The following is a 26,360-nucleotide window of genomic DNA, read 5'->3' as shown; positions in this document are numbered from 1 at the left end:
TAGATTCTTCGACAAGCTCAGAATGACAACGAACTTAGAACAAAATTAAAATCTCTTAATAAAGCCAAGATTTATAATAATCTGGATCTTCTATTTCTAACGCTTGTTCCGTTAACATTAATGGTCTGAAAGGATCAATCATCACAGCTAATTCATGTGTTTCTTTTGCTCCAATCGATTTTTCAACTGTTCCTGGATGCGGTCCATGCGGAATTCCTGCTGGATGCAGCGTAATTTGTCCTTTCTCAACCGATTTTCTTGACATAAAATCTCCATCCACATAATATAAAATCTCATCAGAATCTACATTACTATGGTTATAAGGCGCTGGAATAGCATTTGGATGATAATCAAAAAGACGTGGGACAAAACTACAAATCACAAATCCTGCACCTTCAAAAGTTTGATGAACAGGTGGTGGCTGATGAATACGCCCTGTAATTGGCTCGAAATTATGAATAGAAAAAGCCCAAGGATAATGATAACCATCCCAACCAACAAAATCAAAAGGATGAGTTCCATAAACATATGGATAAATCAATCCTTCTTTTTTAATCATAATCTTGAAATCTCCGTGTTCATCATTGGTTTCAAGATTTTGAGGGCGTTTAATATCACGTTCGCAAAAAGGCGAATGTTCCATTAGTTGTCCAAAATGATTGCGATAACGACGAGGCGTTTCAACTGGGCTAAAAGATTCTGTAATAAATAAACGGTTATTTGAATCATTGAAATGTAGTTGATAAATAATTCCACGAGGAATCACTAAATAGTCTCCATATTTAAATTCAATTTGTCCATAACCTGTTTTCAGAACTCCAGAACCTTCGTGTATGAAAATTACTTCATCCGCCATCGAATTTTTGTAGAAATAATCCGTCATTGATTCTTGTGGTGCAGCCAATGAAATATGCAAATCATTGTTAACCAAAACTGGTACACGAGATTCTAAATAATCTTTGGTTGGTTTTACTTTGAAACCTTTTAAAGATGTATGTTTTAAATGTTTTGCGCGAGCAATTTTTGGCTCTACCGAATAAGGTTCGCTAATCGCTTTTACTAAAGTTGGCGGATAACAGTGATAAACATTGGAATACGTACTCGAAAATCCATGCGTAGAAACTAATTCTTCTGCATATAATTCTCCATTTGGTTTTCGGAATACCGTATGTCGCTTTTGTGGGAATTCTCCCAAATGATGATAAAGTGGCATATCGTATTTTGTTTGTTATTTTGATGAAAAGGTAGATAGATGACGAGAGTCGTCAACAAATAATCTGCAATATTCTAGTGAGAATATTGAGCAAATACAATTTTGGAAAGTAAAGCAGAAGTTTGCTTATTCATTCCAACAAATAAAGGTTTAATATTTTCTTTAATTGCTTGCATTTCTTTTCTGTGGCTATTTCAAATATAGAAACATTTTTTGGAATGTACCTAATACAAAATAAATTCTTTCGTTAAATCAATAAAAAAACAATCTAATCTCAACTCAAAAACATATGTATTTCTAACTAAAAAATCATTATTAACTAGAAAGAAAAATAAATTTAAAATTCCGAAATACAAAAGAGTAAATTACTGAAAAACAATAATATATTCGATAATATTAATTTATGATTCACTACCAAATCATTACTAGTTTATTTTATTATGTTAAAAATGAAATCTACTTTCGTCTAAACTTAATCGAGATACATTTTTATGGGAATCGATTCTAACCAACCTAAACTTATGAAAAAAATTGTACTTCTTATGATTGTTACAACACCAATTGTATTTGCGCAAGTTGGTGTTGAAACATCATATCCAAAGGGAAGTTTCCATGTTGATGGAAAAAAAGACAATCCTAAAGATGCAACGACAGCAATTAATGTAAACCAACAGTTGAATGATGTTATTATTAACTCTAATAATTTTGGAACTGGAACTATAAATCCAACCAATAGATTGGATATTAATAACGGAACAACTAACGGTGCTATTAAAATTGTAGACGGAACTGAAGGTGATGGAAAAGTTTTGATGAGCGATGCAGATGGCTTAGCAACATGGCAAATGCCAAATTCATTCAAAAAAATATCATTAGGTATTTTCCCAAATCCTAAAATTGATGTCGTATCAGATGGGATTGGAAATTATAAATACTCTCAAGTAAGTATTGAATTAACTAAAGGTAGATGGATTATTAATTCAGGTTTAACCTTGAGAACAAATATGCCAAATGGTGATAGATATTGGCTACATGCCTATTTATCTACATCAAAAACAGCAATTCAACAAAGTGGGTTTACTCATTTAGGACTAGCTGGCGTGAACACAAGTTACGCAAATACAATTTTTGGTAACCCAACTTCGCCTACAAATCCTTATGCACATCAAGGTTCTAATTTTTTGAGTGGATCATCTTTAATAGATGTTACCAATGATAAAATTACGTTGTACATCATTTTTGATAATTCAAACTCACTGCCAGAAGATAATGGGAATCGTGTTGTTCATTACACATTTGGTACAGATGCATTAGAAAATTATTTTTATGCTTTTCCTGTTGAATAACCTCAAATTAAATCTTATGAAAAAATATATAGCTTTTACTTTACTAATAATTACTTATTCTTTATCAGCGCAACTCGGTATTAACACAAATAATCCACAACAATTAGTGCATATTGACGGTCAGAAGAATAATCCTGCTACAGGTAAACCTACTTCAGCACAACAATTAGATGATCTTGTAATTACAAAAGATGGCAGACTTGGAATTGGAATTACTGAACCAACTACCCGAGTAGAAATTAATAATACAACAACTGGAGCAATTAAAATTGTAGATGGAACACAAGGAGATGGAAAAATATTGATTAGTGATAGTCAAGGTATCGGAACATGGCAAACTCCAGCAACTTTTAAGAATGTTGCTAAAGGAGTTTTCTTAAGAGATAGTAATAACAACCCTATTTGGACCTCTTCAGATAATAATGGAGGATACAAATTTACAAATGCTGAAATAAAATTGTCGAAAGGAAAATGGATTATCAATACAGGTATGACTTTAAAATCTAAAATTGCAATTGGTTCTATTGTTTGGGTACATATGTATTTATCATCAAACAAAACATCTATCACCCAAACTGGTTTTACTCATTTAGGACCTGCAGGTACAAGTACTGCTTTTGCTGGACAACTACACGGATTTAGAGATGCCTATAGTGATGGAACTTATCCAGACAATGATAATTTTGTTACAGGATCAAGTGTAATTGAAGTAACTGATCCTGAGACGACCATTTATTTATTAATCGAAAATTTAGCTACAGGTACTACTGGGCAAAAATTTTATACAGCATCAGATTATTGGGAAAACTTCTTCTACGCAATACCTATCAACTAATACCTAAAACTATGAAAAAACATATAACATTTTTTTTATCTATTATTTCTATAACAACTTTTGCTCAGGTTGGAGTGAACACAACAAATCCACAAGCAAAGTTTCATGTTGATGGAATTAAAAATAACCCAACAACATCATCTCCTTCGGTTTCACAGCAAACTGATGATTTTGTAATCACTGATAACGGATTTGTAGGCATAGGTACAACTAATCCTACAACTCGATTCGAGATTAATAATGGAACAACAAATGGTGCAATAAAAATTGTAGATGGTAACGAGGCTACTGGAAAGATATTAGTTAGTGATGCTGAAGGAAGAGGAAGCTGGCAACTACCAAATTCAATTAAAAAAGTACAAACTGGCATATTTAATAAAACAAGTTCTGGAGCAGGAATCGCTTTAGAATCTGATAATTCTGGAGGTTTCAAATATAGTAATGTCCAAATTACTTTAACAAAAGGGGTCTGGATGGTAAATATGGGATTAACATTTCGTTCAACAATCTCTTATCAACACGGAGATTGGGTACATATGAAAATATCTACTTCAAATACAGGGCTTCAAAACAATGGATTTGATAATCTTGGAACAGCACAAAATAATACTTCTTATGCAGGACTTATTCATGGAAGTGCTAAATATAGAACAGTCAACTCAAATAATGAAGTCTATTATGTTGGTGGATCTAACAATTTCATAAGTGGATCTAATATAATTCAGGTAAATGTAGATACTCTTACACTTTACTTAATGATAGAAAATAAAAATGACGAAAATTACACTTATAACGGAACAAATTTTGTGGGGAAAAAATGGATATTCAATACATCTAATTGGGAAAATTATTTTTATGCAAATCCATTATAAAATAAAACGAGAAAATCATTCTCTTTCACTATCTATACCTAACTAAAATAAACAATTTCAGACTATTGATTTAATTTCAGAATTATTTCAATAGTCTTATTTGTTAAAGAATTAATAAACTTGACAATAACTCTAAATAATTAACTCATTCATTAAATTTAAACTAATTTAGCAATAAACTTATAATGCTTTTTAAAACAAAAAATATGCTTAAGAAATCTAACCTTTTATATTTATTATTTTTCTCTTCTATTTCATATGCACAAGTAGGTATTAACATAACAACACCTACTGAAACATTAGATGTAAATGGAACAGCAAGAGTAAGAAGTTTACCAGATGATGGCACAATAGGCATCCGCACTACTCCATCAGGAACAGCATCTGCTACTGCTGATCAGTTATTTGTTGCTAAATCTCCATTAGTTGTAGATGCAAATGGAGTTTTAGGAAAAGCGGTAAATGAAACTTTTGTTCCGAATAGTGCTACAGGATCTACATTCAACACAACAAATACTTCTGAAGCGTTTTTTGTTGTAAAACGTTTTCTATTATATGATAATATTGGTGGATTAGTAGGACGCTACCATCCAAACTATGTAGGTGGAACAACACCAGGTATTTTCAATGGAGATACAGGTATGGATGTAAGTAAATGGCAGGCTATGATTTCTAATATCAGTTTTAAGTTCTTAACTTCTTCTGATCAAACACATCAACAATTTGCTCAAAACGATTATTTTAATTACCGTTTAAAAGGTGATACTGCTGGAACTTGGAAAATTATTGGTGATATTATTAATTTACAGGAACAGGCTTATGTAGATGTTCTGTTTATTAAATCTGATTATGTTGCAGCTGAAAATAGATCTCAATAGTATGAAAAAAACACTTACAATTTGCATAATATTTTCTGGTCTTTTTAGCTTTGCATTTGGACAAGCTGGTATTAACACAAGTTCACCGACAGAATCTATTGATGATAATGGTACTATGAGAATTAGGATTTTATCTGCCAAAAGTACTTTAGATTCTTATCCTGTTGCAAGTTCAACTCAGAATGTCATAGGAAAAACTACCAAAGCTAATTTAGTTCCAAATAATGCTACCGCAAATTTTACAGCTGATGATAATTCAACTGCCATGTTTGTTATAAAAAGATACAAAATAAGCGATTATCCAAGTAATGGTAATGGTTTTGATACTCAAATGTCTTCAGATAAATGGGAAGCATTTCTTTCAAACGTTGGGTTTTCATTTTCAGAAATTAACGCCATACAAAATGTTTTTAATCAATTACATTTACATTCTTGGCAATTAAGAGTTAATCCAAGTATAAAAAAGTGGGTTATTTGGGGAGATATTAATGGTGTAAAAGAAAAATCTGATTTTGTTGACGTATTATTCATTCGAAAAAATATTGTAGCATCAGAAGATAGAACAAGCCTATTTCCTTTCTAAAATATAAATCAGCGAAAAACTTCGCTGATTTTTTTTCAATCTATTATGCTTTACTATTAATATGGATTTTGAATAATCATCACACCTCATAAACTCCCTATTTTCAGTGATTGTTTGATGCAATTTGGCAAACTAAATTTGTAAGTATAAAAACACAAACATTATGAAAAAGAATTTATTTGCAATTTTAGCAATCTCTGCCTTAGTTTTTACTTCTTGTAAAGATGACAAAAAAGCTACAGAAACTGATACGGAAAATGTTGAAGCAAAAAGTGACAACGAAACGACAGAAGATGTTGACTCTGGAGAAGCTACAACAAGCGGAAATTTATTAAATGACGTTGCTTTATTAAATAAAGCTGAGAAGGAATTGAAAGAATTACCAAAATTCAAAGGAAAAGATATCAAAGTATTTCAACAAGTTTATTTTTATGGCGATGGTAGAATTAAATTAGCAATTCAAGATCCTACGAAACCAGAAAACGTAGATGATTATTTGTTCCAAAACGGAAAATGGCAAGAGCCACAACCAGTTCAAATTTCTGGTGGAGGAAGTATGGATGACAATGTTTTCCCGCTAAAAGATATCAAATTTGAAACGGTTGCAAACATCAACAAACAAGTTGAAGCAAAATCAAAAGATATTGAAGGAGCGCAACCTTTGGGAGCACTTTATTATGCGATGAATCCAGCTACAGGCGAACTAAGATGGATGGCAAACGTACAAGGTACAAGAGGAAATTATACAGGAATGTTTAATGCTGATGGTTCTTTAAAATCATTTGACAAAAATTAATCATAAAGAATTTTCAATTTGAATTAAAATTCGTCAGTTCGAGTGATTTTTAGAAATGAAATGAATAAAAATTGTATCGAGAACTAAGATAAATTTTAACTTCTAAAACCTTATTCTCGATACGAAATTCTATAAGAATTTCACTCGAATTGACGGTTTTATTGATAAAAAACCTTGAATTATCAAGGTTTTTATGTTTTATACAATCAGCAAAGCTGTTTCTTTTAATTTTTCGGCTTGTTTTGAATAGATAAAAATCTCAAAATCAATTTGTATTTTTTCTTCAAAACTTTGTTTCATTTGTTGATATGAAATTGCTTTTGGACTTTCTTTCAAGTATTGAACAAAATCAATCAACCATTCGCCAATCTCTTTGTCCACAACAATTTCAAGATAATCTTGTTTGGTATGAAACTGTAAAACAGCATTCTCAAAAGTCTTCCCTTTTTTGGTTTTCGTAACAAATTCTATTTGAGGCTTCCCTCCTAACCAAACTACTTTTTGCGTTGGTTTATGCGTTACAAAAGTTTCGTTATTCAGTACTGTTTCGATATAATTTGACTGAATTGATGTTCTCGGAACTTTAAAATCAAACCATTCATTCAGCGATAATTCAAAACCAACGCCGTGCATATAATTAAACAATGATTTCTTTAATCCATACGAAAATTGATCATGAATTAAGCCTGATTTTTCTTCGTGAATCATATCATTATTCGCAAAAGTACCTAATTCAGTACTATGATTAATCACTTGAAATTTCTCTGGATTCAACCCAACTGGACTATGTGCTGTCATTGCAAATTGATGCCAAAATCCTGATTGAAGAATTCCAAGTTCAAACATTTGACGAACCATTTCCAAACTATCAATCGTTTCTTGCTTCGTTTGTGTCGGAAAACCATACATCAAATATGCATGCACCATAATTCTAGCTTCGGTAAAATTTCGATTTACAACGGCAACTTGCTCCACTGTTACACCTTTATCAATCAATTTTAATAATCGATCCGAAGCTACTTCCAATCCTCCAGAGACCGCAATACAGCCCGAAGCTTTTAATAATCGGCACAAATCGTAGGTAAAACTTTTCTCGAATCTGATATTTGTCCACCATGTTACGGTCAATTTTCTTCGAAGAATTTCTAACGCAACTTCTCTCATTAATGCTGGTGGAGCAGCTTCATCAACAAAATGGAAACCTGTATTTTGAGTTGTTTCAATCAACTCTTCCATTCTGTCTACAATTTGTTTTGCCGCAATTGGTTCATAAATCTTAATATAATCTAACGAAATATCACAAAACGTACATTTTCCCCAATAACAACCATGCGCCATAGTCAGCTTGTTCCAACGTCCATCACTCCACAAACGATGCATTGGATTAACCACTTCGATGACAGAAATATATTGATCTAATTTGATGTCCGTATAATCTGGCGTTCCAACTTCGCTAAATTTATAATCGCGAACAGTTTGATTGTTGATATAAGAAACTTGTTGATTTTGAAGTGCAAACGTTCTTTTCAATTCTGAAATTTCAACTTCTTGATTGATGTATTTTAGCAACTGTTCTGTCGGTGCTTCGCCATCATCCAATGTAATAAAATCAAAAAACTCAAATACTCGTGGATCGCTTAAAGATCGTAATTCTGTATTTGGAAAACCTCCACCCATATCCACAACAATTTCAGGATAATTTGCTTTAATATATTGCGCACAACGAAAAGCCGAATATAAATTTCCTGGAAAAGGAACCGAAAAACCAATCATTTTTGGATTCGTTTTCTGAATTAATTTCTCTAATTCCGAAAGTGTAATTTTATCAATATAAGTTGACTCTTTTTGTAATTCTTGATACAATTCATCAAAAGAATTCGCCGATCTTCCCAAACGTTCTGCATAACGAGAAAAACCAAAATTTTCGTCAACCGCTTCAATAATTAAATCCGATAAATCTTCTAAATATAAAGTTGCTAAATGTTTCGCTTTATCTTGAAAAGACATCGAGCCAAAAGCCCATTCCAAATCTTCAACCTCTGCAAAACGAGAAGCTTCTGGTAAATATCCATCTTGAATAATAGAATCTGCTAAGGTAGAATTTTTACCTTGTAGAAATCGAATAACTGGATCAATAGTCGCGATATATTCATCGCTTAACAACACCATTCTTTTACTATTATCACCTAATTCAATTTCTTGATTTTGAATAAATTCAAATAAATTAACTAAACCTTTTCTTGAAAACAATTGTAAGATAACATCTAAACCTAAATCAGCTTGAAAAGTTGAATATGAAAGTGTGTTTAGAAATCCTTTTAAGTAAACTGTTCCAGGATATGGTGTATTTAATTGCGTAAAAGGTGGTGTGATTAATAAAAGATCCGTTTTCAATCGTTGAAATTTGTTGCAAAAATACGGATTGAAAAAAAATAATTTTAGATTTTTATCAATTATTTTTCAGTTTTATCTGTGCTTCTAAACGGCATTGTTTCAATTTTGAAACTTCCCTCAATCACAGCTTTTTCGAGATTAAGAATTCCTTTCAATGATTCATAATTTACTTTATCTGCATCATCTGTTGGTTTGTGATAATCGTCGTGGCCGCCTGTATGGAAAAATAAAACTGGAATATCTTTCTCATAAAATGAAGTTTGATCCGAGCCGCCTCTACCTTCGTAACCTGTATAAAATTTGACAAAATCAGTCGGATTAATTTCATTAAAAATCGTTTCAAAAGTTGGAGAAGTTCCATAACCTATAATTGAAACACCAGATTCTTTGTTCAAACGACCAATCATATCCATGTTCAACATCCAATGTATTTTCGATAAATCATACGTTGAATGTTTCACAAAATAACGTGAACCAACCAAACCTAACTCCTCTGCACCAAAAGCAATAAATAAAAAATTAACAGGTTCTGTTACTTTATTTTTACTGTAAAATCTCGCCAATTCTAACAAACCAGCAACGCCAGAAGCATTATCATCAGCGCCATTGTGAATCATTCCGTAACTATCTTTCGCCAAAGAACTCCCTTGCTTTCCCTCTCCCAAATGATCGTAATGTGCACCAATCACAATCGTTTTTTGCGCTTTGTTATCTAAAAAAGCAATCACATTTTTCGCAGAACGAATACTATCTACAACTTTTACTTTATTTACTTTCGCCTCAAATCCTTGAAAATATCCATCTTCTCCTAAAGGTTGAAGTTTATATTTTTTAAATTCTTTCGCAATATATTTTGCAGCTTTCAAATTTTCTTCGCTTCCAGTTCCTCTTCCTTTCATTTTGTCATCAGCTAAAAAATAAACGTGTTTTTTAAGATTTTTGACTTCAATTTCTTGCGCAAAAGACTTTACACAAGATGAAATTATAAGAATCGCAATAAGATATTTCATTGAAAAAAATTTATACAAACAAAAATAGGAAAGACTTAATATAAAAACTAATTATATCATTTAGATTGAATGAACTATTTTTGAATATTCTCCTTCATTAAGAATTATAAATATATGAATACACATCAATTTAAAGTAGAGTTAGACTGGAAGTCACCAATTAAAACAGAAAATTCAGGTCAACGAACATATATAAAATCTCATTTAATTTATATAAAAGACAAACCTACTTTGGAGGTTTCTGCTGCAAAAGCATTTAAAGGCGATCCGAAACTATATAATCCTGAAGATCTTTTGCTGAGTAGTTTAACCTCTTGTCATATGATGTCTTATTTGTATTGTTGCGCTCAGAATAATATTGAAGTTGTATCATATTCAGACGAGTCAGAGGCTTTTTTAGAAGTAAATAGTGATGGAAGTGGTAGAATAACGAAAGTAATTTTGAATCCAATCGTTTATATCACAGATTCTAATCAAATTGATTTAGCCAACTCATTGCATAAAGAAGCCAATAGATTGTGTTTTATTGCTAACTCATGCAATTTTGGTATTGAACATAATGGAGTTTGTTTTGTGATATAGTAAGGGCTATTGGTATATTTATCAAAGTAATTACAACTTTCTTTTCTTGATTAGTTGTATCTTCAATGTTGTGAGTTCCTTTCAAATTTTGGTATATTTATCAAAGTAATTACAACTTGTAGCGGAATCGGAATCGCAATTCAATTGTTGTGAGTTCCTTTCAAATTTTGGTATATTTATCAAAGTAATTACAACATTATTGACCACAAAGATTAGCGGTTTACGGTTGTGAGTTCCTTTCAAATTTTGGTATATTTATCAAAGTAATTACAACAGCTTTGGCAGACGATATCCGTTACGATGTGTTGTGAGTTCCTTTCAAATTTTGGTATATTTATCAAAGTAATTACAACCCATTTATGATTGCATTGAGGCTTTTCGGTGTTGTGAGTTCCTTTCAAATTTTGGTATATTTATCAAAGTAATTACAACTCAAGAACATTAACTAAGTTGGGATCATCAGTTGTGAGTTCCTTTCAAATTTTGGTATATTTATCAAAGTAATTACAACCGACCACCTGTAACAATGTTATAACGTGTAGTTGTGAGTTCCTTTCAAATTTTGGTATATTTATCAAAGTAATTACAACACAAGACATTAAAAGTGTATTATTCTCATAGTTGTGAGTTCCTTTCAAATTTTGGTATATTTATCAAAGTAATTACAACCATATTAAGAGGCAAGACGTTATTTACACCGTTGTGAGTTCCTTTCAAATTTTGGTATATTTATCAAAGTAATTACAACGCAGACGAATGGACTCGAACCACTGACTTTGTTGTGAGTTCCTTTCAAATTTTGGTATATTTATCAAAGTAATTACAACTTATTGGGTTGGCTATTGATATTTTTGAAGGTTGTGAGTTCCTTTCAAATTTTGGTATATTTATCAAAGTAATTACAACCAAAGACGCGGGATAAAAAGAAATCGGTTTGTTGTGAGTTCCTTTCAAATTTTGGTATATTTATCAAAGTAATTACAACTTTTGGTCGTAAATCCTCCATTGAATGCGAGTTGTGAGTTCCTTTCAAATTTTGGTATATTTATCAAAGTAATTACAACTTATTCAGAAGAATGTACAAATAGAACATTGTTGTGAGTTCCTTTCAAATTTTGGTATATTTATCAAAGTAATTACAACACAAGCTGTAAAAAATGATTTGAAACCGATGTTGTGAGTTCCTTTCAAATTTTGGTATATTTATCAAAGTAATTACAACTAAATTTCGACCCCCAATTTGAATGTCGTAGTTGTGAGTTCCTTTCAAATTTTGGTATATTTATCAAAGTAATTACAACCAAAATACATTCAACGATACTTTAAATACTGTTGTGAGTTCCTTTCAAATTTTGGTATATTTATCAAAGTAATTACAACCACAACTAACTCAAAAAGTGTTTTACTTGAGTTGTGAGTTCCTTTCAAATTTTGGTATATTTATCAAAGTAATTACAACAATTGAAAAAGATAAAAATGATTACAATAAGTTGTGAGTTCCTTTCAAATTTTGGTATATTTATCAAAGTAATTACAACGGTTCTGAATTTTTAGACGTTTCTTTGTCTGTTGTGAGTTCCTTTCAAATTTTGGTATATTTATCAAAGTAATTACAACTGACTATTTATATAATGATTTAACATCATTGTTGTGAGTTCCTTTCAAATTTTGGTATATTTATCAAAGTAATTACAACAACAGATTTCAACACGACAATCGTAGTCTCGTTGTGAGTTCCTTTCAAATTTTGGTATATTTATCAAAGTAATTACAACCGATTACTATGTTTTCATAATCAACTCTGTGTTGTGAGTTCCTTTCAAATTTTGGTATATTTATCAAAGTAATTACAACAATTGAAATCTAACTACATCTTCATTCATTGTTGTGAGTTCCTTTCAAATTTTGGTATATTTATCAAAGTAATTACAACGCACCCTTTACCATGTTCAATTATCGGTCTGTTGTGAGTTCCTTTCAAATTTTGGTATATTTATCAAAGTAATTACAACCATTTCTCATAACTTCTCTCTAATTTGTTTGTTGTGAGTTCCTTTCAAATTTTGGTATATTTATCAAAGTAATTACAACGTTTATGGAAAAACTAACTGAAGGAGCTAAGTTGTGAGTTCCTTTCAAATTTTGGTATATTTATCAAAGTAATTACAACTTGTCGTATCTCTATTACTTGTCTCTCTGTGTTGTGAGTTCCTTTCAAATTTTGGTATATTTATCAAAGTAATTACAACTTACCTTGAAAATAAGCATAAAAGCCAATAGTTGTGAGTTCCTTTCAAATTTTGGTATATTTATCAAAGTAATTACAACCAGCTGTAGTAATTGTATCATCTAATTGTAGTTGTGAGTTCCTTTCAAATTTTGGTATATTTATCAAAGTAATTACAACATTGCAACAAACTTATAAACCTGTTTAATAGTTGTGAGTTCCTTTCAAATTTTGGTATATTTATCAAAGTAATTACAACAAAATTCACAAAGCCACCAGTAACACTATAGTTGTGAGTTCCTTTCAAATTTTGGTATATTTATCAAAGTAATTACAACTATGGATAGCGTCTTTAATGATAACAGGATGTTGTGAGTTCCTTTCAAATTTTGGTATATTTATCAAAGTAATTACAACAACCTCTTTTTTTTAAAGGTATAAGGGGTAGTTGTGAGTTCCTTTCAAATTTTGGTATATTTATCAAAGTAATTACAACCTCATTTTGAAATCCTTTATCAGAAAGGTTTTGAGAAGAAATTTAGAAATGAGAAAAAATGTAAAATCCGATTGAAAATAAATTTTCAATCGGATTTTTTAATTTCTAAAACAGTTCTAATTGTTGTGGTCCAGTTGGCAAATCGGTTTCTTTTTTGGAGAAAAATATTTCCATTTGCCCAAATTGTTTATCTGTAATACAAATAATTCCAACTTTTCCAAATTCGGGTAATTTAGATTTTACACGTTTTATATGAACTTCGGCATTTTCTTTACTCGGACAATGTCTCAAATAAATAGAAAACTGAAACATCGTAAATCCGTCATCTATCAATTCTTTTCTAAAACGAGAAGCTTGACTTCTTTGCTTTTTTGTTTCCGTTGGTAAATCAAACAAAACTAAAACCCACATAATACGATAAGCATTATACCGACTAAAACTCATATCATTTCAGGAAAACGAATCACACGCTGCTCCCCTATCATGCACTTATACAAAGAACTTGTTGTAGAGCTAATTGCTACTAACAAAGGTCTTTTCAAACCATCAATCACTACATCTTTTGTTGCAATTTGCAATAAATGAACTTTTGCTTCTTTACTCATTTCGGTTGGTCGAAAAGGTTTATTCATCCATTCCAAAACCAATTCATCCACATATGGTCTGTATGGCTCCATTATATCATCAGCCAAACAATATGGATTATATTTATTGCGATGAAAAATTCCGATAGTTGGATTCAAACCAGAACTCACTAATGCTCTTGCAACCATACTTCTAAGAATTGCATAACCAAAATTCAAAAAATTATTAGGAGCATCACCATCTCTTTCGCGGGTAAAATTCTCAAATAATTGTTTCCAATAATATTGAGCCGCAATTCCTTCCATATTCGTAGAATCTCCAGATTTTACATTTGTCAAATAATTTTGCATGGGCTCTTCTACAAATCCAAACTTACTCAACAATGTTTTCTGTTGATAAATCTTAGCTTCTATCGTTTGTTTCCATAACTGTTTGCGCAAAGGTTCCGAAACATTAATTTGATGCTTTAATCGCTCGCTATGCTCCACGTGTCCATTCATTGGCAACATTAATCCCAAAGGCATATGACTTTCGTCGCAACTAATAATCGCTACATTATTTTGCTGCAACATCACAATCAATTGATGACTAATGGTGATTTGATAATGATCTAATACCAAAAAACCTAAATCTTCAATCGGTACAGAGCCTTTGATTTCTTTGGTTGTAGCATCTTCTATTTTCAATTGATTGTCTTTCAATTTCAAATAAGATGGATTGCCAATGTAAATGGTACGTTTTAGCATATGTTTACATTTTAATATTCGCCTATATGAATAATTTCTCCCAAATGATTCGTTCGAACTTTAATTAAACCTTTAAATTCTCCTAAGCTTTTAAAAACTTTGTACGTTTTATCACGCAACTCTTTTACATCTGAAATAGCACTTTCTAAGTGATGTCTAAAAACATAATCTCTCACAGCAGAGTTGCCATATTCCACTTTTGAAAACTTTTGTACTCGAAACAAATGTTTACTTATTAAAGCTTGATTTTTTCTATCTAACAAATCAAGCTCATTAGGGTCGAAAGCTTCAGATGAAAAGACGAACATTTCATTTTGTTTCATCGTAAATAGAAATTTCCAACCTAAATGAGCGTTGTGAATTTTATCCACGATAGATAAACCAGCATTTACTCGAGCTACGGCTTCATAAAAAGAAACCACTTTATCTTGTAAGTTCCCTTTCTCATCTTCGTAAATTGCTACGTGATGATTATTTCCGGTGCTTACAAAGTCAACTGGAATTTTATTTCCATTGTCATCTAAAACATCGTTTCCCAAATGATCTTTTTTTGTATGTAAAGGTTCTGCATTTTTAACTCCAGAAATAGTAACTCGTTTTATCGCAATTCCTTTATCTTCGTTTAACCAAATTGGATTTTGTTCCAAATCTGAAAACGCCTTTTTTGCATCTCCATTAAATTTATCTAAACGAGTTTGTAAAATTCGTTTTACACCTTCGTCAATAACTTTATCAATTTTTAAATCTGGTCCAACATCTTTACGAATTGTATAATCATCATCTAACCACATCAATTTTACTTTTTCAGGTAATTCACTTCCATCTTTTAATAAAATTGGATTTTTAGCTAAAGTATTTTTACCCGTAAAAGCTTTTTTAGGATCATTGTTATTTTCAATTAAGCGTTGCAATAAAAGTGCTCGGTATTGAGGATTCGAAACCATAGCGATAGTCGATTCATCAAATTTTGCCGAAACTTTCTCTTCTTTAAATGCATATTGTTTAATTTTTCCGTAAACGGTTTCTTTATGCATTTGCCCACGAGGTGTTAAAGCAATCTGAACTTTATCGCTTCCTTTTATTTTATTAATATTTCTAGTGACAACTTTATTCTTCGCTTTATGAGAAACCAAAACACCTTCCAAATGTTGCTTTGCAATTTCTCTGAAATTTGGAATTGGCTCATTAAATACACGTTTATAATTTCCTTTTTTGTCGTGCACTTTATGCGTTTCTTTTTCTTCAATTCCTAAAGCATCTTTACTCGAAATTTTTAGGTTATTCGTATCGATTGATTTTCTTTCTTTAGCATTAGAAATACTGTCATATTCATCATTTCGACGCGCATTAAGATTGTTTAAATATTGAATAAAACTACGCTTTGTAAACGCAACTGTTAAAGCATCCATCGCATGATGACGATGGTCGTTACGTTTTGTCCAATCTTTGATTACTTCTTTCGGGTTTCCATCTTTGGTTGTTTGCATTTCTGTCAATCCTGCCAAACGATATTTCTCTAAATTTAGCTCTTTCATTACATTTACCAAATCCCAATCTTCTCGCAAACGATCCGTTACCGAGCCCGAAGTAGAAAGTACTGATTTGGTAATTTGAAACAAGATTTCCTTGGCTTTCTTAGCAATGTATTGAGAGTCTCGCAAATCACGCTCAATAAAACCTTCGCCAATTTCAGCTCCCTTCATTGTTAGTTTTTTGTATTTGGCTTTAGAAATTCCTTCTTCTTTTTGGTTAAACAAAGCTTCTACACGTTGCAAAAATTCATTTAATTTATCTTGTCCAAATGCATCAAAAATGTAATCAGCGGCAGTTTTGTTACCTTTATCTAAATTGATTTGACGAGGAACTAATGTTTTATTCGAAAAACTATCATCAAACAAACGAGATTGAGGAATAATATGCTCAATATCGTATTTCTTAGTGAAAATATCCTTACGCTCTATATATTGATTGGTGTACAAATCTTTGTAACCATTATTTTTTAGTTCTTGGTATAATTTATAACGGATAATATCATTACGAGTAGGAAACTTGATTCCATCTTCTGATTGAAGAATTTTAACGATTTTCTCGTGTTCTAATTTACCTTGATTAACAGCTTTTGTTAGCTCTCCACGTTCTTTAGCATTCTTTTTTAGTTCACGAGCTAACTCAATACGGATTTCGTCAAATTGAAAATTTCTTTCTTTTCCTGCTTTCTCTAATTTATCATTTTCTGTATCAATTAAGGTATTTACCACGTTTACCATCTGATTTAGAATTTTTTCAACCACAGGATTACGTAAGCTATTTTTAGGTAAGCTATCTAAACGTGATTTTAATTCTCGGTTTTCTAATTCTTCTTTGGTTAATGAGTTTTTGGAATGTCGATACCCAGCCAAATCACAAGCAGTAGAATATTCATTCTCTTTTATAAATGGATATATTATACGAATCGCTTTACTACTCAAGCTTCCATAATTATCTTGAAAAGCAACTGCACCAATTACTTTTGCTTGCTCTTTATTAAAACCAAATTTTTCTTCTAACAATCGATACAAAGTATCCATTCCAGTTGGCGAATTATCCTCTTCATACGCGTACAACAGATGCCACAACTGAAAAGATAATTGTTCTTCAAAAGCTTTTCCTTCTAACTCTGCATTGAAATCCAAAATTTCAGTCTTAATTTCCAAATGATTGAAAATTGCACGAACCATTTCTTTGATTTCAGCAGCCGATTTATCAATATCGGCTAACGTAATTTCGTCTTTATTTAATTTTAGTTTTAACTCTTCGCGAACATCGTAACCTTCGTTATCAAGAATAGTTAAATAAGCATTATAAAGTGCTTGACTAGTGCTATTTCCTTCTAAACTCGTATAATTAATTTCCCAATCTTTAGGTTTATCAACTATTAATTTTAAAACTTCTGTAGCCGTTAAGTTTCCTTTAAGATTTAATTCATCGAATAAAAACTGCTTGTCTTCTTGATTTAAAGCTAAAACTTCTTTTGTCGCTTTATTTTTCAGCTTGACATTATGAAGAATTTGCCAAATTTTGAATTCTTGAAATAAAGGTGAAGATTTTGGAACAACACGTAAACCAACGGTTTTCTTTTTACCATCTTTTACAATTTCTCTTTGTTCAAACTCACAGATTGAAATCAAACCTTTTTGAGATTTTAGTTTTCGTTGGTAAAAAATAATAACATAACGAAGTTCTTCTTTTAAAGCATCTGTAAAAACAGCTTCACGACCCTTGGCTTGAACTTCCCAAATCTTTTCAAACTCATCCATATAATCTTGACGATAAAACACTTGATTTTTTAATCGTGCATGTGGATTACTTTGTAATTGAGTATATTGATATTGTCCAACCGTTTGGTTATTGAAATACAATTCTTTACTTCGATCAGAAATTGCGCCCAAATAACCAGAAGAATTATAAGTTTGACCATTAATATCAGCTAAAATATAAGCAACTTCTTCTTTCTCTAATTGTTTAGATAACGCTTCATTACGCCATTTATAATTTTGCAACTTTTTTTCATCTCTCGTTCCTTTATTTTCTGCAGTATTGAATTTATAAGTTGTATAAAAAATTTGAGAAGTAACTTTTTGACCTTTATTTTTTATAGTTTCTCTAAATTCATCAGTCAAAATTTCGGGATAAAACTGCTTTTGAAAACTCCATATTTTATCAAATTCTGCTTGTAAATCCGATCGATAAAAATCAGGAACTTTCTTTTTTCCAAATTTTAATAAATCCAAAACAAATTGACCAGGAGTCAAGTTTTCATGATATAGCTTTTTCGCAATATCCATTCCGTCAATCAAAGATCCTTCTTCAGAATTATTCACTTTACGTGAACTTTTATAACCTCGCTTTTTATTAATCATTAATAACACTCGTGCTAAATCATGTAATTCTAACTGTTGTTCTGCGGCTAAAGCTCGTAATCTAAAAGTTTCAAAAGTCGTTTTATTACCATTTTCAGCTAAAATAGTTTCATCCGAAATCCAATTTTGAGCTTTCAGAATTTGAATTAAATTTTCACGACGTAATTTAAAACGTTGTAAATTTCGTCGAGCCGAACGAGATAAAGTACGACCAGCATTAGTTGTAATAGGCTTACCTTTTTCAAAATTAGTTTGTTCATCGGTTGTAAGAGGATTTACTCGAACACCAATTTTTTCAATAGAAGTTTGCTCTGTATTATCTTGACCTTCTTTAACAAAAGCCCAACCAATCGAGTTGGTTCCCAAATCCAATCCAAGTATATTTTTAGTCATATGATTTTCTTTTGTGCATTAAATTACATCAAAAATAATTTGCGCAATTACGGTTTCACGTAATCATATATAAATATTTTATCTCTATATTTGTATTGAAAGGAACTCACAATAAGGATCATTCCGTTGTGTGAACATTCAAGGTGGGGCAACTCGCCTTTTTTTGTATTCTAACGTTTTGTTGAATGATTTTTGAATACAAAAAAATAAACTATATAATTAATACTTTTTAGCGCCTCGACTATCTTCGGGGCTTTTTTGTGTCTATATGTCATTTATCCCTCAATAAAACAATACTTCAAAACACTGACAATCAATAGATTTACTAAATAATTTAAAATTTAGTAAAATATTTGTGCAACATCGCATAACTTAATGCGTCTATTCTATAGAAACAACAGAAACATTGAGAATCTTGAAAACAGAAATTAACTCTCTTAGTGATAAAGAATTGGTCAGCCTTTGTGCAAAAGGTGCTGAGACGGGTTATGCTCAATTTTATCATCGATATTCTAAATTGGTTTTTAATTCGGTCTATCGTTTGGTTGTAGATCTTTCTGAAGCAGAAGATTTAACACAAGATATTTTTGTTTCTATTTTTTCTGATATTCAAAAATTACAAGATATTGAGCAACTTGGTGCTTGGTTGAAGCGTGTAGCAATCAATAAATCAATTTCTCATTTAAGGAAAAAGAAAGTTTATTTTACCGATATAGAAAATGCATCAATAATAGATGATGGAGAAGAATTATTAATTGAGAAGTACGAATTAGAAGATAAAATAATCGAAATACAAAAGGCTATTGAAAATTTACCAGCTGATGCAAGAACAATTGTCAATTTATTTCTTTTCGAAAATATTCCGCAAGAAGAGATAGCTAATATGCTTGGAATAAGTAACACAACGGTGAGGAGCAAATATCATCGTGCAAAACAAAAAATTGCTCAAATTTTACAACAAACCATGTATTATGAATGATCCATTAAAAAAATATATTGATAACAACCGAGAAGCTTTTGAAAATAAAGAGCCTTCGGCAGAATTGTGGAAAAAAATACAAGCTAATATTCCGCAACAAACCAAAGTACTTGAAACTCCGAAAAGATCAATCACAACTTATTGGTCTATTGCAGCGAGTGCCTTGGTTGTTGTAAGTGCTGGTTTATATTTTGTCCTTAATCAACATTCAGATCAAAATCTAAATGTGAATCAACAAGAAATTGTAAAAAAATCAGTTCAAGTAAAACCAGAAGCTATTAAGGAGAATCCTGTTATTTTTGAAAAATCTAGCGAAGAATTTAAAAATAATGAAACAATTGTTGCTTCGAGAATTAAAGAATCTAAAAACTCTAAACAAAACGATTTAAATACTAATCAAATAATTACAGACAATGTAAAAGAGGATGTTTTATTAGCGCTGAATGATGAACAATCTACAAGTAATCGTATTGATGCTATTGCAAAACTTGGTGAATACGAAGCTTTGAACAGAAATGACTTAGATGCATTAAAACAAAAAGCTTTGAATGACAATAATACCATTGTACGATTAAATGCGATTGAAGTTTTAGCTAAAAAGACACCAAAATCAACAGTTTCGGAAGAATTAACAAACGTTTTTCTTCAGCAAGATGATCCTATGGTTCAAATGGAATTGATCGGAATTATAGGCAAAATGGATAATAACAAGACTGTTCCACAACTAACAAAGAAATTACAAGAAATGGTTTTAGACCCACAAACAATGCCGTTTGTAAAAGATGAAGCCTACGCAGTTTTATTAAAAAATAATGTTTCACAATAAATACTTTTTATGATGATAAAGAAAACAATGTTTATCGCAACAATGTTATTAGCAATGTCGTTGCAAGCACAAGAAAAGTCTGTTAAGTCTACAGAAACAACAACTGTTGATGATAACGGAACATACAAATTAGCTGTTAACAAAGGTAAATTGCACATTGATTTGGGTAGAGTAACTATAGAAGGTTACGATGGTAAAGAAATTGTATTCTCTGCTAAGAAAACTAAAGAAAATACAGACGAACGCGCAAAGGGATTACGTGCAATAAATGCAATGGGATTAGCTGACAATACTGGTTTAGGAATTAATGTTGAAGAACAAAATGGTGTTATTGACGTTAAGCAATTAAGCCGTATCAATCCTCCAAATATTAAAATTTTAGTTCCTCGTGGAGTGAAAATTGTTTACGAACATCAATCTCAGTTTGGAGGTTCAGTCAATTTCAAAAATATCGAAAATGAGTTGGAAGCTTCTGCAACTTACAATAATTTGGTATTAGAAAACATTTCTGGTCCTGCGACAATCAACAGTATTTACGGAAGTATTGATGCACGTTTCAACCAAAATGTAAAAGGTCCTCTTTCTGTAGTTTCTATTTATGGAGCAGTTGATGTTACAATTCCTAAAAAAGCAAATGCGAATATAAAAGTAACAACTTCGTATGGAGATATCTTAGTTGCACCAGAATTACCAATTAAGATGCAAACCAACTCGGATATGATAAAATATAACGATCAATTAACTGCGACAATGAATGGTGGTGGAAGCAATTTTAATTTTAGATCAGATTATGGTAAAATATATTTAAGAGCTTTATGAGAACAACATTAACTTTAGTAATAGGAATGTTTGCTGCGAGTCTATTCGCTCAAACATCAATACAGAAAAAATTTCAAGCACAAAAAGGACAAGAATTAACCTTAAAGTTTGATTATCCGCAACTTGTAAAAATTACAACTTGGGATAAAAATGAAATTGAAATTTCTGGAAAAGTAGATATTAATAATAATCAAAATAATGGAGATTTCGTTATCAGCGAACAAACTTTAGCTGGTAATACAAAACTGATTGAAGGAAAAGTTAACAATTACAAAGATTTACCTCAGCATGTTGTTGCTTACAAGGGTGATGATAAAATAACTTTCAAATCTAAAAAAGAATTTCAAGAATATGAGAAGGTAAACAAAACAAAGTTTGATATAACAAGCATTGGAGTTCAGATCGATATTGTTTTAGAAATCAAAGTTCCACGTAACACAAAAACACAAATTGAATCTACTTACGGAACTGTTGAAGTAAATACATTTGATGGTCCATTAATCGCTAAATCTACTTACGGAAGCGTTGACGCTACTGTAGATCAGAAAAAAATTGGCGAACTAAATGCTGAATGTTTTTATGGAAAGATTTTTACAAATTTAGATTTACCTGTAAAACCTACTAAATCAGAGGATTTCCACACTGCTATTACAGCTTATATTGGAAAAGAACCTCGCCAAGAATTTTCTTCTAAATACGGAAACGTTTACTTGAGAAAATAATACTCCTCGCGAACGAGTTTCTCGTTCATTCAACTTTAATTTTTACATAAAGCACACCTTATTTACATATCATTTTACATGTAGATTAGCCAATGTTTTACATTTTTTATAACATTTTTAAAAGCTTTTCTTTTTCAGAAAAGCTTTTTTGGTTTTAATATTCACAAAAAAAGTCGCTCCGAAGAACGACTTTCATTTTATAATTTTTCTTTCAAGAATTTTCCTGTGTAAGATTCTTTTACTTTTACAATATCTTCTGGAGTTCCTTCTGCAACCAAATAACCTCCTTTCTTTCCTCCTTCCGGACCAAGATCAATTACCCAGTCTGCAACTTTTATGATATCCATATTGTGCTCAATCACAAAAACCGAATGTCCCAAATCAATCAAAGCGCGTAAAGCTTTTATCAGCTTCTGAATATCGTGAAAATGCAATCCAGTGGAAGGTTCATCAAAAATAAACAGAGTTTTGTTCTTCGTTTCTCCTTTTGTCAAGAAAAACGCTAATTTGATACGTTGAGCTTCTCCTCCAGAAAGTGTATTTGATGATTGTCCTAATTTAACATAACCTAAACCTACGTCTTGCAAAGGCTTTAATTTCTCTACAATTTTAGTTTGATTATGTGTTGCAAAAAAGTCAATTGCATTGTCAATCGTAAGATTTAAAATATCTGAAATCGATTTTCCTTCGAACTTAACTTCTAAGATTTCTTTCTTAAAACGCTCTCCATGACAATCTTCACAAACCAAATCTACATCAGCCATAAATTGCATTTCGATTGTAATTGTTCCTTCTCCTTTACATGTATCACAACGTCCGCCATCAACATTAAACGAAAAATGTTTGGGCTGAAATCCCATCACTTTACTTGCTTTTTGATTGGCAAATAAATTTCGGATATCATCGTAAGCTTTTACATACGTCACAGGATTAGAACGAGAAGATTTACCAATCGGATTTTGATCGATAAGCTCAATTCCTTCCAATTGTCGAATATCACCAACCAAATCATCAAAATCTCCAATTTTATTACCAAAAATTTCAAAATTTCGTTGAATAGCTGGCGTTAAAATATCTTTCATCAAAGTAGATTTCCCAGATCCTGAAACTCCTGTAATTACAGTTAGTTGATTCAAAGGAAACTTAACATCTATATTTTTTAGATTATTTTCGCGTGCTCCAATAATTTTTAAATAATTAGGCGATTTTAAACGTTTCTTCGGAACCTCAATTTCCATTTCTCCATTCAGATATTTTGCGGTCAACGTTTCGGCTTTCATCAATTCGTCATACGTTCCTTCAAAAACCACTTCACCTCCATTTGTTCCAGCCTCTGGCCCAATATCAATGATATAATCTGCAGCTTTCATAATATCTTCATCATGTTCTACCACAATTACCGTATTGCCTAAATCGCGTAAACGATGTAAAATAGTAATAAATTTCTCTGTATCTCGTGAATGTAAACCTATCGAAGGCTCATCTAACACATACATAGAACCAACCAAACTACTTCCTAACGAAGTTGCTAAATTGATACGTTGCGATTCTCCACCAGAAAGTGTATTTGAAGCACGATTTAGAGTCAAATACTCCAAACCTACATCTAATAAAAAGGTTAATCGAGAATTAATTTCGTAAATAATTCGACCTGCAATTTGCTGATCATATTCGTTAAATTTTATATTCGAAAAGAAATCGTTTAACTCATTTAAAGGTAAATCCACCAACTCATTAATCGATTTATCTGCAATTTTCACGTAATTTGTTTCTTTACGCAAACGCTTTCCTTTACAAGTCGGACAAGTTGTTTTACCACGATAACGTGACAACATTACACGATATTGAATTTTATAGGTATTTTCTTCTACCATCTTGAAAAAACCATCCAATCCTTCCCAATCACCTTCACCTCGCCACAAATAATCCTTTTGTTCTTCAGTTAATTCAAAATAAGGTTTATGAATTGGAAAATTTACATTTTGAGAAAGCTTGATAAAATAATCCTTCCACTCACCCATTTTCTCTCCTTTCCAAGCTACAACCGCATCTTCATAAACTGAAAGTGATTTATTTGGGACAACAAGATTTTCTTCAACTCCGATTACTTTTCCATAACCTTCACAAGTTGGGCATGCTCCATAAGGATTATTGAAACTAAAAAAATGAATATTTGGTTCATTAAAAATTAAACCATCTGCTTCAAATTTATTAGAGAAATATTTGATTGAATTATCTTCGGTATTAACAAGTGAAATATCACCTTTTCCTTCGAAAAAAGCCGTCTCGATAGAATCAGCCAAACGATGATAAAAAGATTCTACTTCTTCGGATGGAATTGCAATTCGATCAATGATTAAATGGACATCATTCTCTGGTTGAGGTTCAAAATTAAATGAAATAAGATCTTCAATTTTTACTTGATTTCCATCAACACTTAAACGGGTAAACCCCTGTTGCTGAAGTATATTTAAATGTTCAGAAAAAACACGTTCTTCCGGAACAATCAATTTAATTTGTAAAATAAATTTAGAATCTGCCGCAAAAGTTTGTAAATAATCTATCGCATCTGTCACCGAGTCTTTCTGAACTAGTTCACCAGTTATTGGCGAGTAAGTTTTCCCGATACGCGCATATAACAACTTTAGATAATCATAAACTTCGGTCGTTGTCCCAACTGTAGAGCGTGGATTGGTCGAATTTACTTTTTGCTGAATCGCAATTGCAGGTGCAATTCCTTTGATATAATCAACTTGCGGCTTATCTAATTTCCCTAAAAACTGACGTGCATACGACGACAAACTTTCGACATAACGTCGCTGCCCTTCTGCATACAACGTATCAAAAGCCAAAGTCGATTTCCCAGAACCAGACATTCCGGTAATTACAACTAATTTATTTTTCGGAATAGCTAAATCAATGTTTTTTAAGTTGTGCAATTTTGCACCTTTAATCAGAATAAATTCTTTCGGATCAAGTTGATTAATATCTTTTTTCATCGGAGAACAAAGGTAAGTTTTTTTAAGATATAGACATTTCTAGAATTTTAAATAATTCATAAAAAACACATCCAAAATTTATTACTTTTGAATAAATCATATCACACTAATATTCAATCTATTTTATGACAATTCAAATCCGTATCATCACTTTACTTACATTGTTTCTCTCTATTCAATCTACAGCGCAATCAAAACAAACGTATCAATCAAAAATTGATTCGATGATTTTACAAACTCAACCAAGACCTTTTAATGGAGTCATTTTGATTACGAAAAAAGATAAAATTATCTACAAAAAGGCGCATGGTTTTTCTTATTTAGAGACTAAAACTCCTCTAAAATTTGATGATCGTTTCGAAATTATGTCAAATACAAAACAAATGACTAGTGTACTGGTTTTGAAAGAAGTGGAAAAAGGTAAAATTGACTTACACTCTTCAATAAAAAAATATTTACCAAATCTTTCGCAAGCTTGGGCGGATTCTGTTACTGTTCATCAATTACTGAATCATACACATGGAATTATAGACGTAGAAAATCCTTTACTTTTCCGACCTGGAACAGATTTTAAATATGGTAATTTATCTAACATTCTATTAGGAAAAATCATCGAGAAAGTTACTCATAAAACTTATAGAGAAGTCGCAACTGCTTTATTTAAATCTCTTGGAATGAAAAATACAAGTTTGTATGTAGAAAACAATAATCCAAAATTAGTAAAAGGTTATATGAACGATAATAATCAGTTTTCTACACCGAAACAACCTATGATTACGGAAGAAAATGCACCTGCAGATGGTGTTGTAACGACTATTGCAGATTTAGCTATTTGGAATAATAAGCTACACAAAGGCAAAATATTATCAAAAAAAATGTATGATTTGATGACTAAAAATACGGTACTTTCTCAGCATAACGTTTTTGGGAGTGAAAAACAAGGTTATGGATACAATATTAGAGTTGCATCAGAATACAATGTAAATTATTTTGGTCATACTGGTTTGGGTGACGGTTTTGCATCAATGAATATTTACATACCAAAAAGTGATATCAGCATCATTGTTCTTGAAAATCAAATGAACGAAAATCCTGATTTGTATTATTACTACGAAACTATTATCAAAAATATTATCATAAAAAGTGAATTAGTTAGATAA

At 31.2% G+C, this 26,360-nt stretch carries 19 protein-coding genes and 1 CRISPR repeat array; of the genes, 12 read left to right on the top strand and 7 right to left on the bottom strand.

Annotated elements, in window-relative coordinates:
• Positions 1-55 precede the first annotated feature (55 nt).
• Positions 56-1,213 carry a homogentisate 1,2-dioxygenase gene (locus tag QHG34_RS00185; protein ID WP_282628055.1) on the bottom strand — a complete coding sequence of 386 codons (1,158 nt, stop codon included), beginning with the start codon at positions 1,211-1,213 and terminating at the stop codon, positions 56-58.
• Between the two features lie 521 nt (positions 1,214-1,734).
• On the opposite strand from QHG34_RS00185, the gene QHG34_RS00180 reads away from it, so the two are divergent.
• The 6 genes from QHG34_RS00180 to QHG34_RS00155 all read left to right on the top strand — a co-directional run bounded on the left by QHG34_RS00180 (position 1,735) and on the right by QHG34_RS00155 (position 6,523).
• A complete protein-coding gene (locus QHG34_RS00180; RefSeq protein WP_282628054.1) occupies positions 1,735-2,559 on the top strand; it encodes a hypothetical protein in 825 nt (274 codons plus the stop codon).
• Between the two features lie 16 nt (positions 2,560-2,575).
• Positions 2,576-3,394, top strand: a complete 819-nt coding sequence (locus QHG34_RS00175; protein WP_282628053.1) for a hypothetical protein — start codon at positions 2,576-2,578, stop codon at positions 3,392-3,394.
• Between the two features lie 11 nt (positions 3,395-3,405).
• Positions 3,406-4,266 (top strand): hypothetical protein, encoded by an 861-nt coding sequence (locus tag QHG34_RS00170; protein WP_282628052.1) that lies wholly within the window; start codon positions 3,406-3,408, stop codon positions 4,264-4,266.
• 206 nt (positions 4,267-4,472) lie between these two features.
• Positions 4,473-5,144, top strand: coding sequence for a hypothetical protein (locus tag QHG34_RS00165; RefSeq protein ID WP_282628051.1), 672 nt, complete (start codon positions 4,473-4,475; stop codon positions 5,142-5,144).
• A 1-nt stretch (position 5,145) separates the two neighbouring features.
• Positions 5,146-5,727, top strand: a complete 582-nt coding sequence (locus QHG34_RS00160; protein ID WP_282628050.1) for a hypothetical protein — start codon at positions 5,146-5,148, stop codon at positions 5,725-5,727.
• Between the two features lie 163 nt (positions 5,728-5,890).
• A complete protein-coding gene (locus tag QHG34_RS00155; RefSeq protein ID WP_282628049.1) occupies positions 5,891-6,523 on the top strand; it encodes a hypothetical protein in 633 nt (210 codons plus the stop codon).
• 198 nt (positions 6,524-6,721) lie between these two features.
• Here the strand turns inward: QHG34_RS00155 and QHG34_RS00150 are convergent, their stop codons facing one another.
• Both QHG34_RS00150 and QHG34_RS00145 read right to left on the bottom strand, forming a co-directional pair.
• Positions 6,722-8,917 (bottom strand): B12-binding domain-containing radical SAM protein, encoded by a 2,196-nt coding sequence (locus tag QHG34_RS00150; protein WP_282628048.1) that lies wholly within the window; start codon positions 8,915-8,917, stop codon positions 6,722-6,724.
• Between the two features lie 59 nt (positions 8,918-8,976).
• On the bottom strand, positions 8,977-9,927 hold the full coding sequence (locus tag QHG34_RS00145; RefSeq protein ID WP_282628047.1) for a M20/M25/M40 family metallo-hydrolase: 951 nt from the start codon (positions 9,925-9,927) through the stop codon (positions 8,977-8,979).
• 114 nt (positions 9,928-10,041) lie between these two features.
• Here QHG34_RS00145 and QHG34_RS00140 point away from each other — a divergent pair, with 114 nt between their 5' ends.
• Positions 10,042-10,509, top strand: coding sequence for an OsmC family protein (locus QHG34_RS00140; protein WP_282628046.1), 468 nt, complete (start codon positions 10,042-10,044; stop codon positions 10,507-10,509).
• A gap of 67 nt (positions 10,510-10,576) precedes the next feature.
• A CRISPR array of direct repeats spans positions 10,577-13,232; the repeat unit is 49 nt; unit sequence GTTGTGAGTTCCTTTCAAATTTTGGTATATTTATCAAAGTAATTACAAC.
• 105 nt (positions 13,233-13,337) lie between these two features.
• Here QHG34_RS00140 and cas2 read toward each other — a convergent pair.
• From cas2 to cas9, 3 genes are read right to left on the bottom strand one after another with little or no spacing between them, the layout of a single operon-like run.
• Entirely contained in the window at positions 13,338-13,676 is a 339-nt protein-coding gene (cas2, locus tag QHG34_RS00135) for a CRISPR-associated endonuclease Cas2 (protein WP_282628045.1), read from the bottom strand.
• Entirely contained in the window at positions 13,673-14,563 is an 891-nt protein-coding gene (gene cas1, locus QHG34_RS00130; protein ID WP_282628044.1) for a type II CRISPR-associated endonuclease Cas1, read from the bottom strand. The genes cas2 and cas1 overlap by 4 nt, the downstream gene beginning before the upstream one ends.
• An 11-nt stretch (positions 14,564-14,574) precedes the next feature.
• On the bottom strand, positions 14,575-18,855 hold the full coding sequence (gene cas9, locus QHG34_RS00125) for a type II CRISPR RNA-guided endonuclease Cas9 (RefSeq protein WP_282628043.1): 4,281 nt from the start codon (positions 18,853-18,855) through the stop codon (positions 14,575-14,577).
• Between the two features lie 415 nt (positions 18,856-19,270).
• Here cas9 and QHG34_RS00120 point away from each other — a divergent pair, with 415 nt between their 5' ends.
• From QHG34_RS00120 to QHG34_RS00105, 4 genes are read left to right on the top strand one after another with little or no spacing between them, the layout of a single operon-like run.
• Complete coding sequence (locus QHG34_RS00120) at positions 19,271-19,834, top strand: RNA polymerase sigma factor (RefSeq protein WP_282628042.1); 564 nt, start codon at positions 19,271-19,273, stop codon at positions 19,832-19,834.
• Positions 19,827-20,660, top strand: a complete 834-nt coding sequence (locus QHG34_RS00115; RefSeq protein ID WP_282628041.1) for a HEAT repeat domain-containing protein — start codon at positions 19,827-19,829, stop codon at positions 20,658-20,660. The genes QHG34_RS00120 and QHG34_RS00115 overlap by 8 nt, the downstream gene beginning before the upstream one ends.
• A 9-nt stretch (positions 20,661-20,669) precedes the next feature.
• The gene (locus QHG34_RS00110) at positions 20,670-21,479 is read left to right on the top strand and encodes a DUF4097 family beta strand repeat-containing protein (RefSeq protein WP_282628040.1); all 810 of its coding nucleotides are present in this window, start codon (positions 20,670-20,672) and stop codon (positions 21,477-21,479) included.
• The gene (locus QHG34_RS00105) at positions 21,476-22,201 is read left to right on the top strand and encodes a hypothetical protein (RefSeq protein WP_282628039.1); all 726 of its coding nucleotides are present in this window, start codon (positions 21,476-21,478) and stop codon (positions 22,199-22,201) included. Before QHG34_RS00110 ends, QHG34_RS00105 begins: the two co-directional genes overlap by 4 nt.
• 197 nt (positions 22,202-22,398) lie before the next feature.
• Here the strand turns inward: QHG34_RS00105 and uvrA are convergent, their stop codons facing one another.
• Positions 22,399-25,200, bottom strand: a complete 2,802-nt coding sequence (uvrA, locus tag QHG34_RS00100) for an excinuclease ABC subunit UvrA (protein WP_282628038.1) — start codon at positions 25,198-25,200, stop codon at positions 22,399-22,401.
• Positions 25,201-25,325: 125 nt separating this feature from the next.
• Here uvrA and QHG34_RS00095 point away from each other — a divergent pair, with 125 nt between their 5' ends.
• Positions 25,326-26,360, top strand: coding sequence for a serine hydrolase domain-containing protein (locus tag QHG34_RS00095; protein ID WP_282628037.1), 1,035 nt, complete (start codon positions 25,326-25,328; stop codon positions 26,358-26,360).

Origin of the sequence: Empedobacter sedimenti (genome assembly GCF_030005555.1) — a bacterium.
Classification (GTDB): domain Bacteria; phylum Bacteroidota; class Bacteroidia; order Flavobacteriales; family Weeksellaceae; genus Empedobacter; species Empedobacter sedimenti.
The sequence above is the reverse complement of the archived record's forward strand: the minus strand, read 5'-3'. Positions and strand labels throughout refer to the sequence as shown.

What these genes read in the sequence shown, in the direction of transcription:
- QHG34_RS00185 (WP_282628055.1), bottom strand. Translation starts at nt 1,213, where the DNA reads ATGCCACTTTATCATCATTTGGGAGAATTCCCACAAAAGCGACATACG.
- QHG34_RS00180 (WP_282628054.1), top strand. Translation starts at nt 1,735, where the DNA reads ATGAAAAAAATTGTACTTCTTATGATTGTTACAACACCAATTGTATTT.
- QHG34_RS00175 (WP_282628053.1), top strand. Translation starts at nt 2,576, where the DNA reads ATGAAAAAATATATAGCTTTTACTTTACTAATAATTACTTATTCTTTA.
- QHG34_RS00170 (WP_282628052.1), top strand. Translation starts at nt 3,406, where the DNA reads ATGAAAAAACATATAACATTTTTTTTATCTATTATTTCTATAACAACT.
- QHG34_RS00165 (WP_282628051.1), top strand. Translation starts at nt 4,473, where the DNA reads ATGCTTAAGAAATCTAACCTTTTATATTTATTATTTTTCTCTTCTATT.
- QHG34_RS00160 (WP_282628050.1), top strand. Translation starts at nt 5,146, where the DNA reads ATGAAAAAAACACTTACAATTTGCATAATATTTTCTGGTCTTTTTAGC.
- QHG34_RS00155 (WP_282628049.1), top strand. Translation starts at nt 5,891, where the DNA reads ATGAAAAAGAATTTATTTGCAATTTTAGCAATCTCTGCCTTAGTTTTT.
- QHG34_RS00145 (WP_282628047.1), bottom strand. Translation starts at nt 9,927, where the DNA reads ATGAAATATCTTATTGCGATTCTTATAATTTCATCTTGTGTAAAGTCT.
- QHG34_RS00140 (WP_282628046.1), top strand. Translation starts at nt 10,042, where the DNA reads ATGAATACACATCAATTTAAAGTAGAGTTAGACTGGAAGTCACCAATT.
- cas2 (WP_282628045.1), bottom strand. Translation starts at nt 13,676, where the DNA reads ATGAGTTTTAGTCGGTATAATGCTTATCGTATTATGTGGGTTTTAGTT.
- cas1 (WP_282628044.1), bottom strand. Translation starts at nt 14,563, where the DNA reads ATGCTAAAACGTACCATTTACATTGGCAATCCATCTTATTTGAAATTG.
- cas9 (WP_282628043.1), bottom strand. Translation starts at nt 18,855, where the DNA reads ATGACTAAAAATATACTTGGATTGGATTTGGGAACCAACTCGATTGGT.
- QHG34_RS00115 (WP_282628041.1), top strand. Translation starts at nt 19,827, where the DNA reads ATGAATGATCCATTAAAAAAATATATTGATAACAACCGAGAAGCTTTT.
- QHG34_RS00110 (WP_282628040.1), top strand. Translation starts at nt 20,670, where the DNA reads ATGATGATAAAGAAAACAATGTTTATCGCAACAATGTTATTAGCAATG.
- QHG34_RS00105 (WP_282628039.1), top strand. Translation starts at nt 21,476, where the DNA reads ATGAGAACAACATTAACTTTAGTAATAGGAATGTTTGCTGCGAGTCTA.
- uvrA (WP_282628038.1), bottom strand. Translation starts at nt 25,200, where the DNA reads ATGAAAAAAGATATTAATCAACTTGATCCGAAAGAATTTATTCTGATT.
- QHG34_RS00095 (WP_282628037.1), top strand. Translation starts at nt 25,326, where the DNA reads ATGACAATTCAAATCCGTATCATCACTTTACTTACATTGTTTCTCTCT.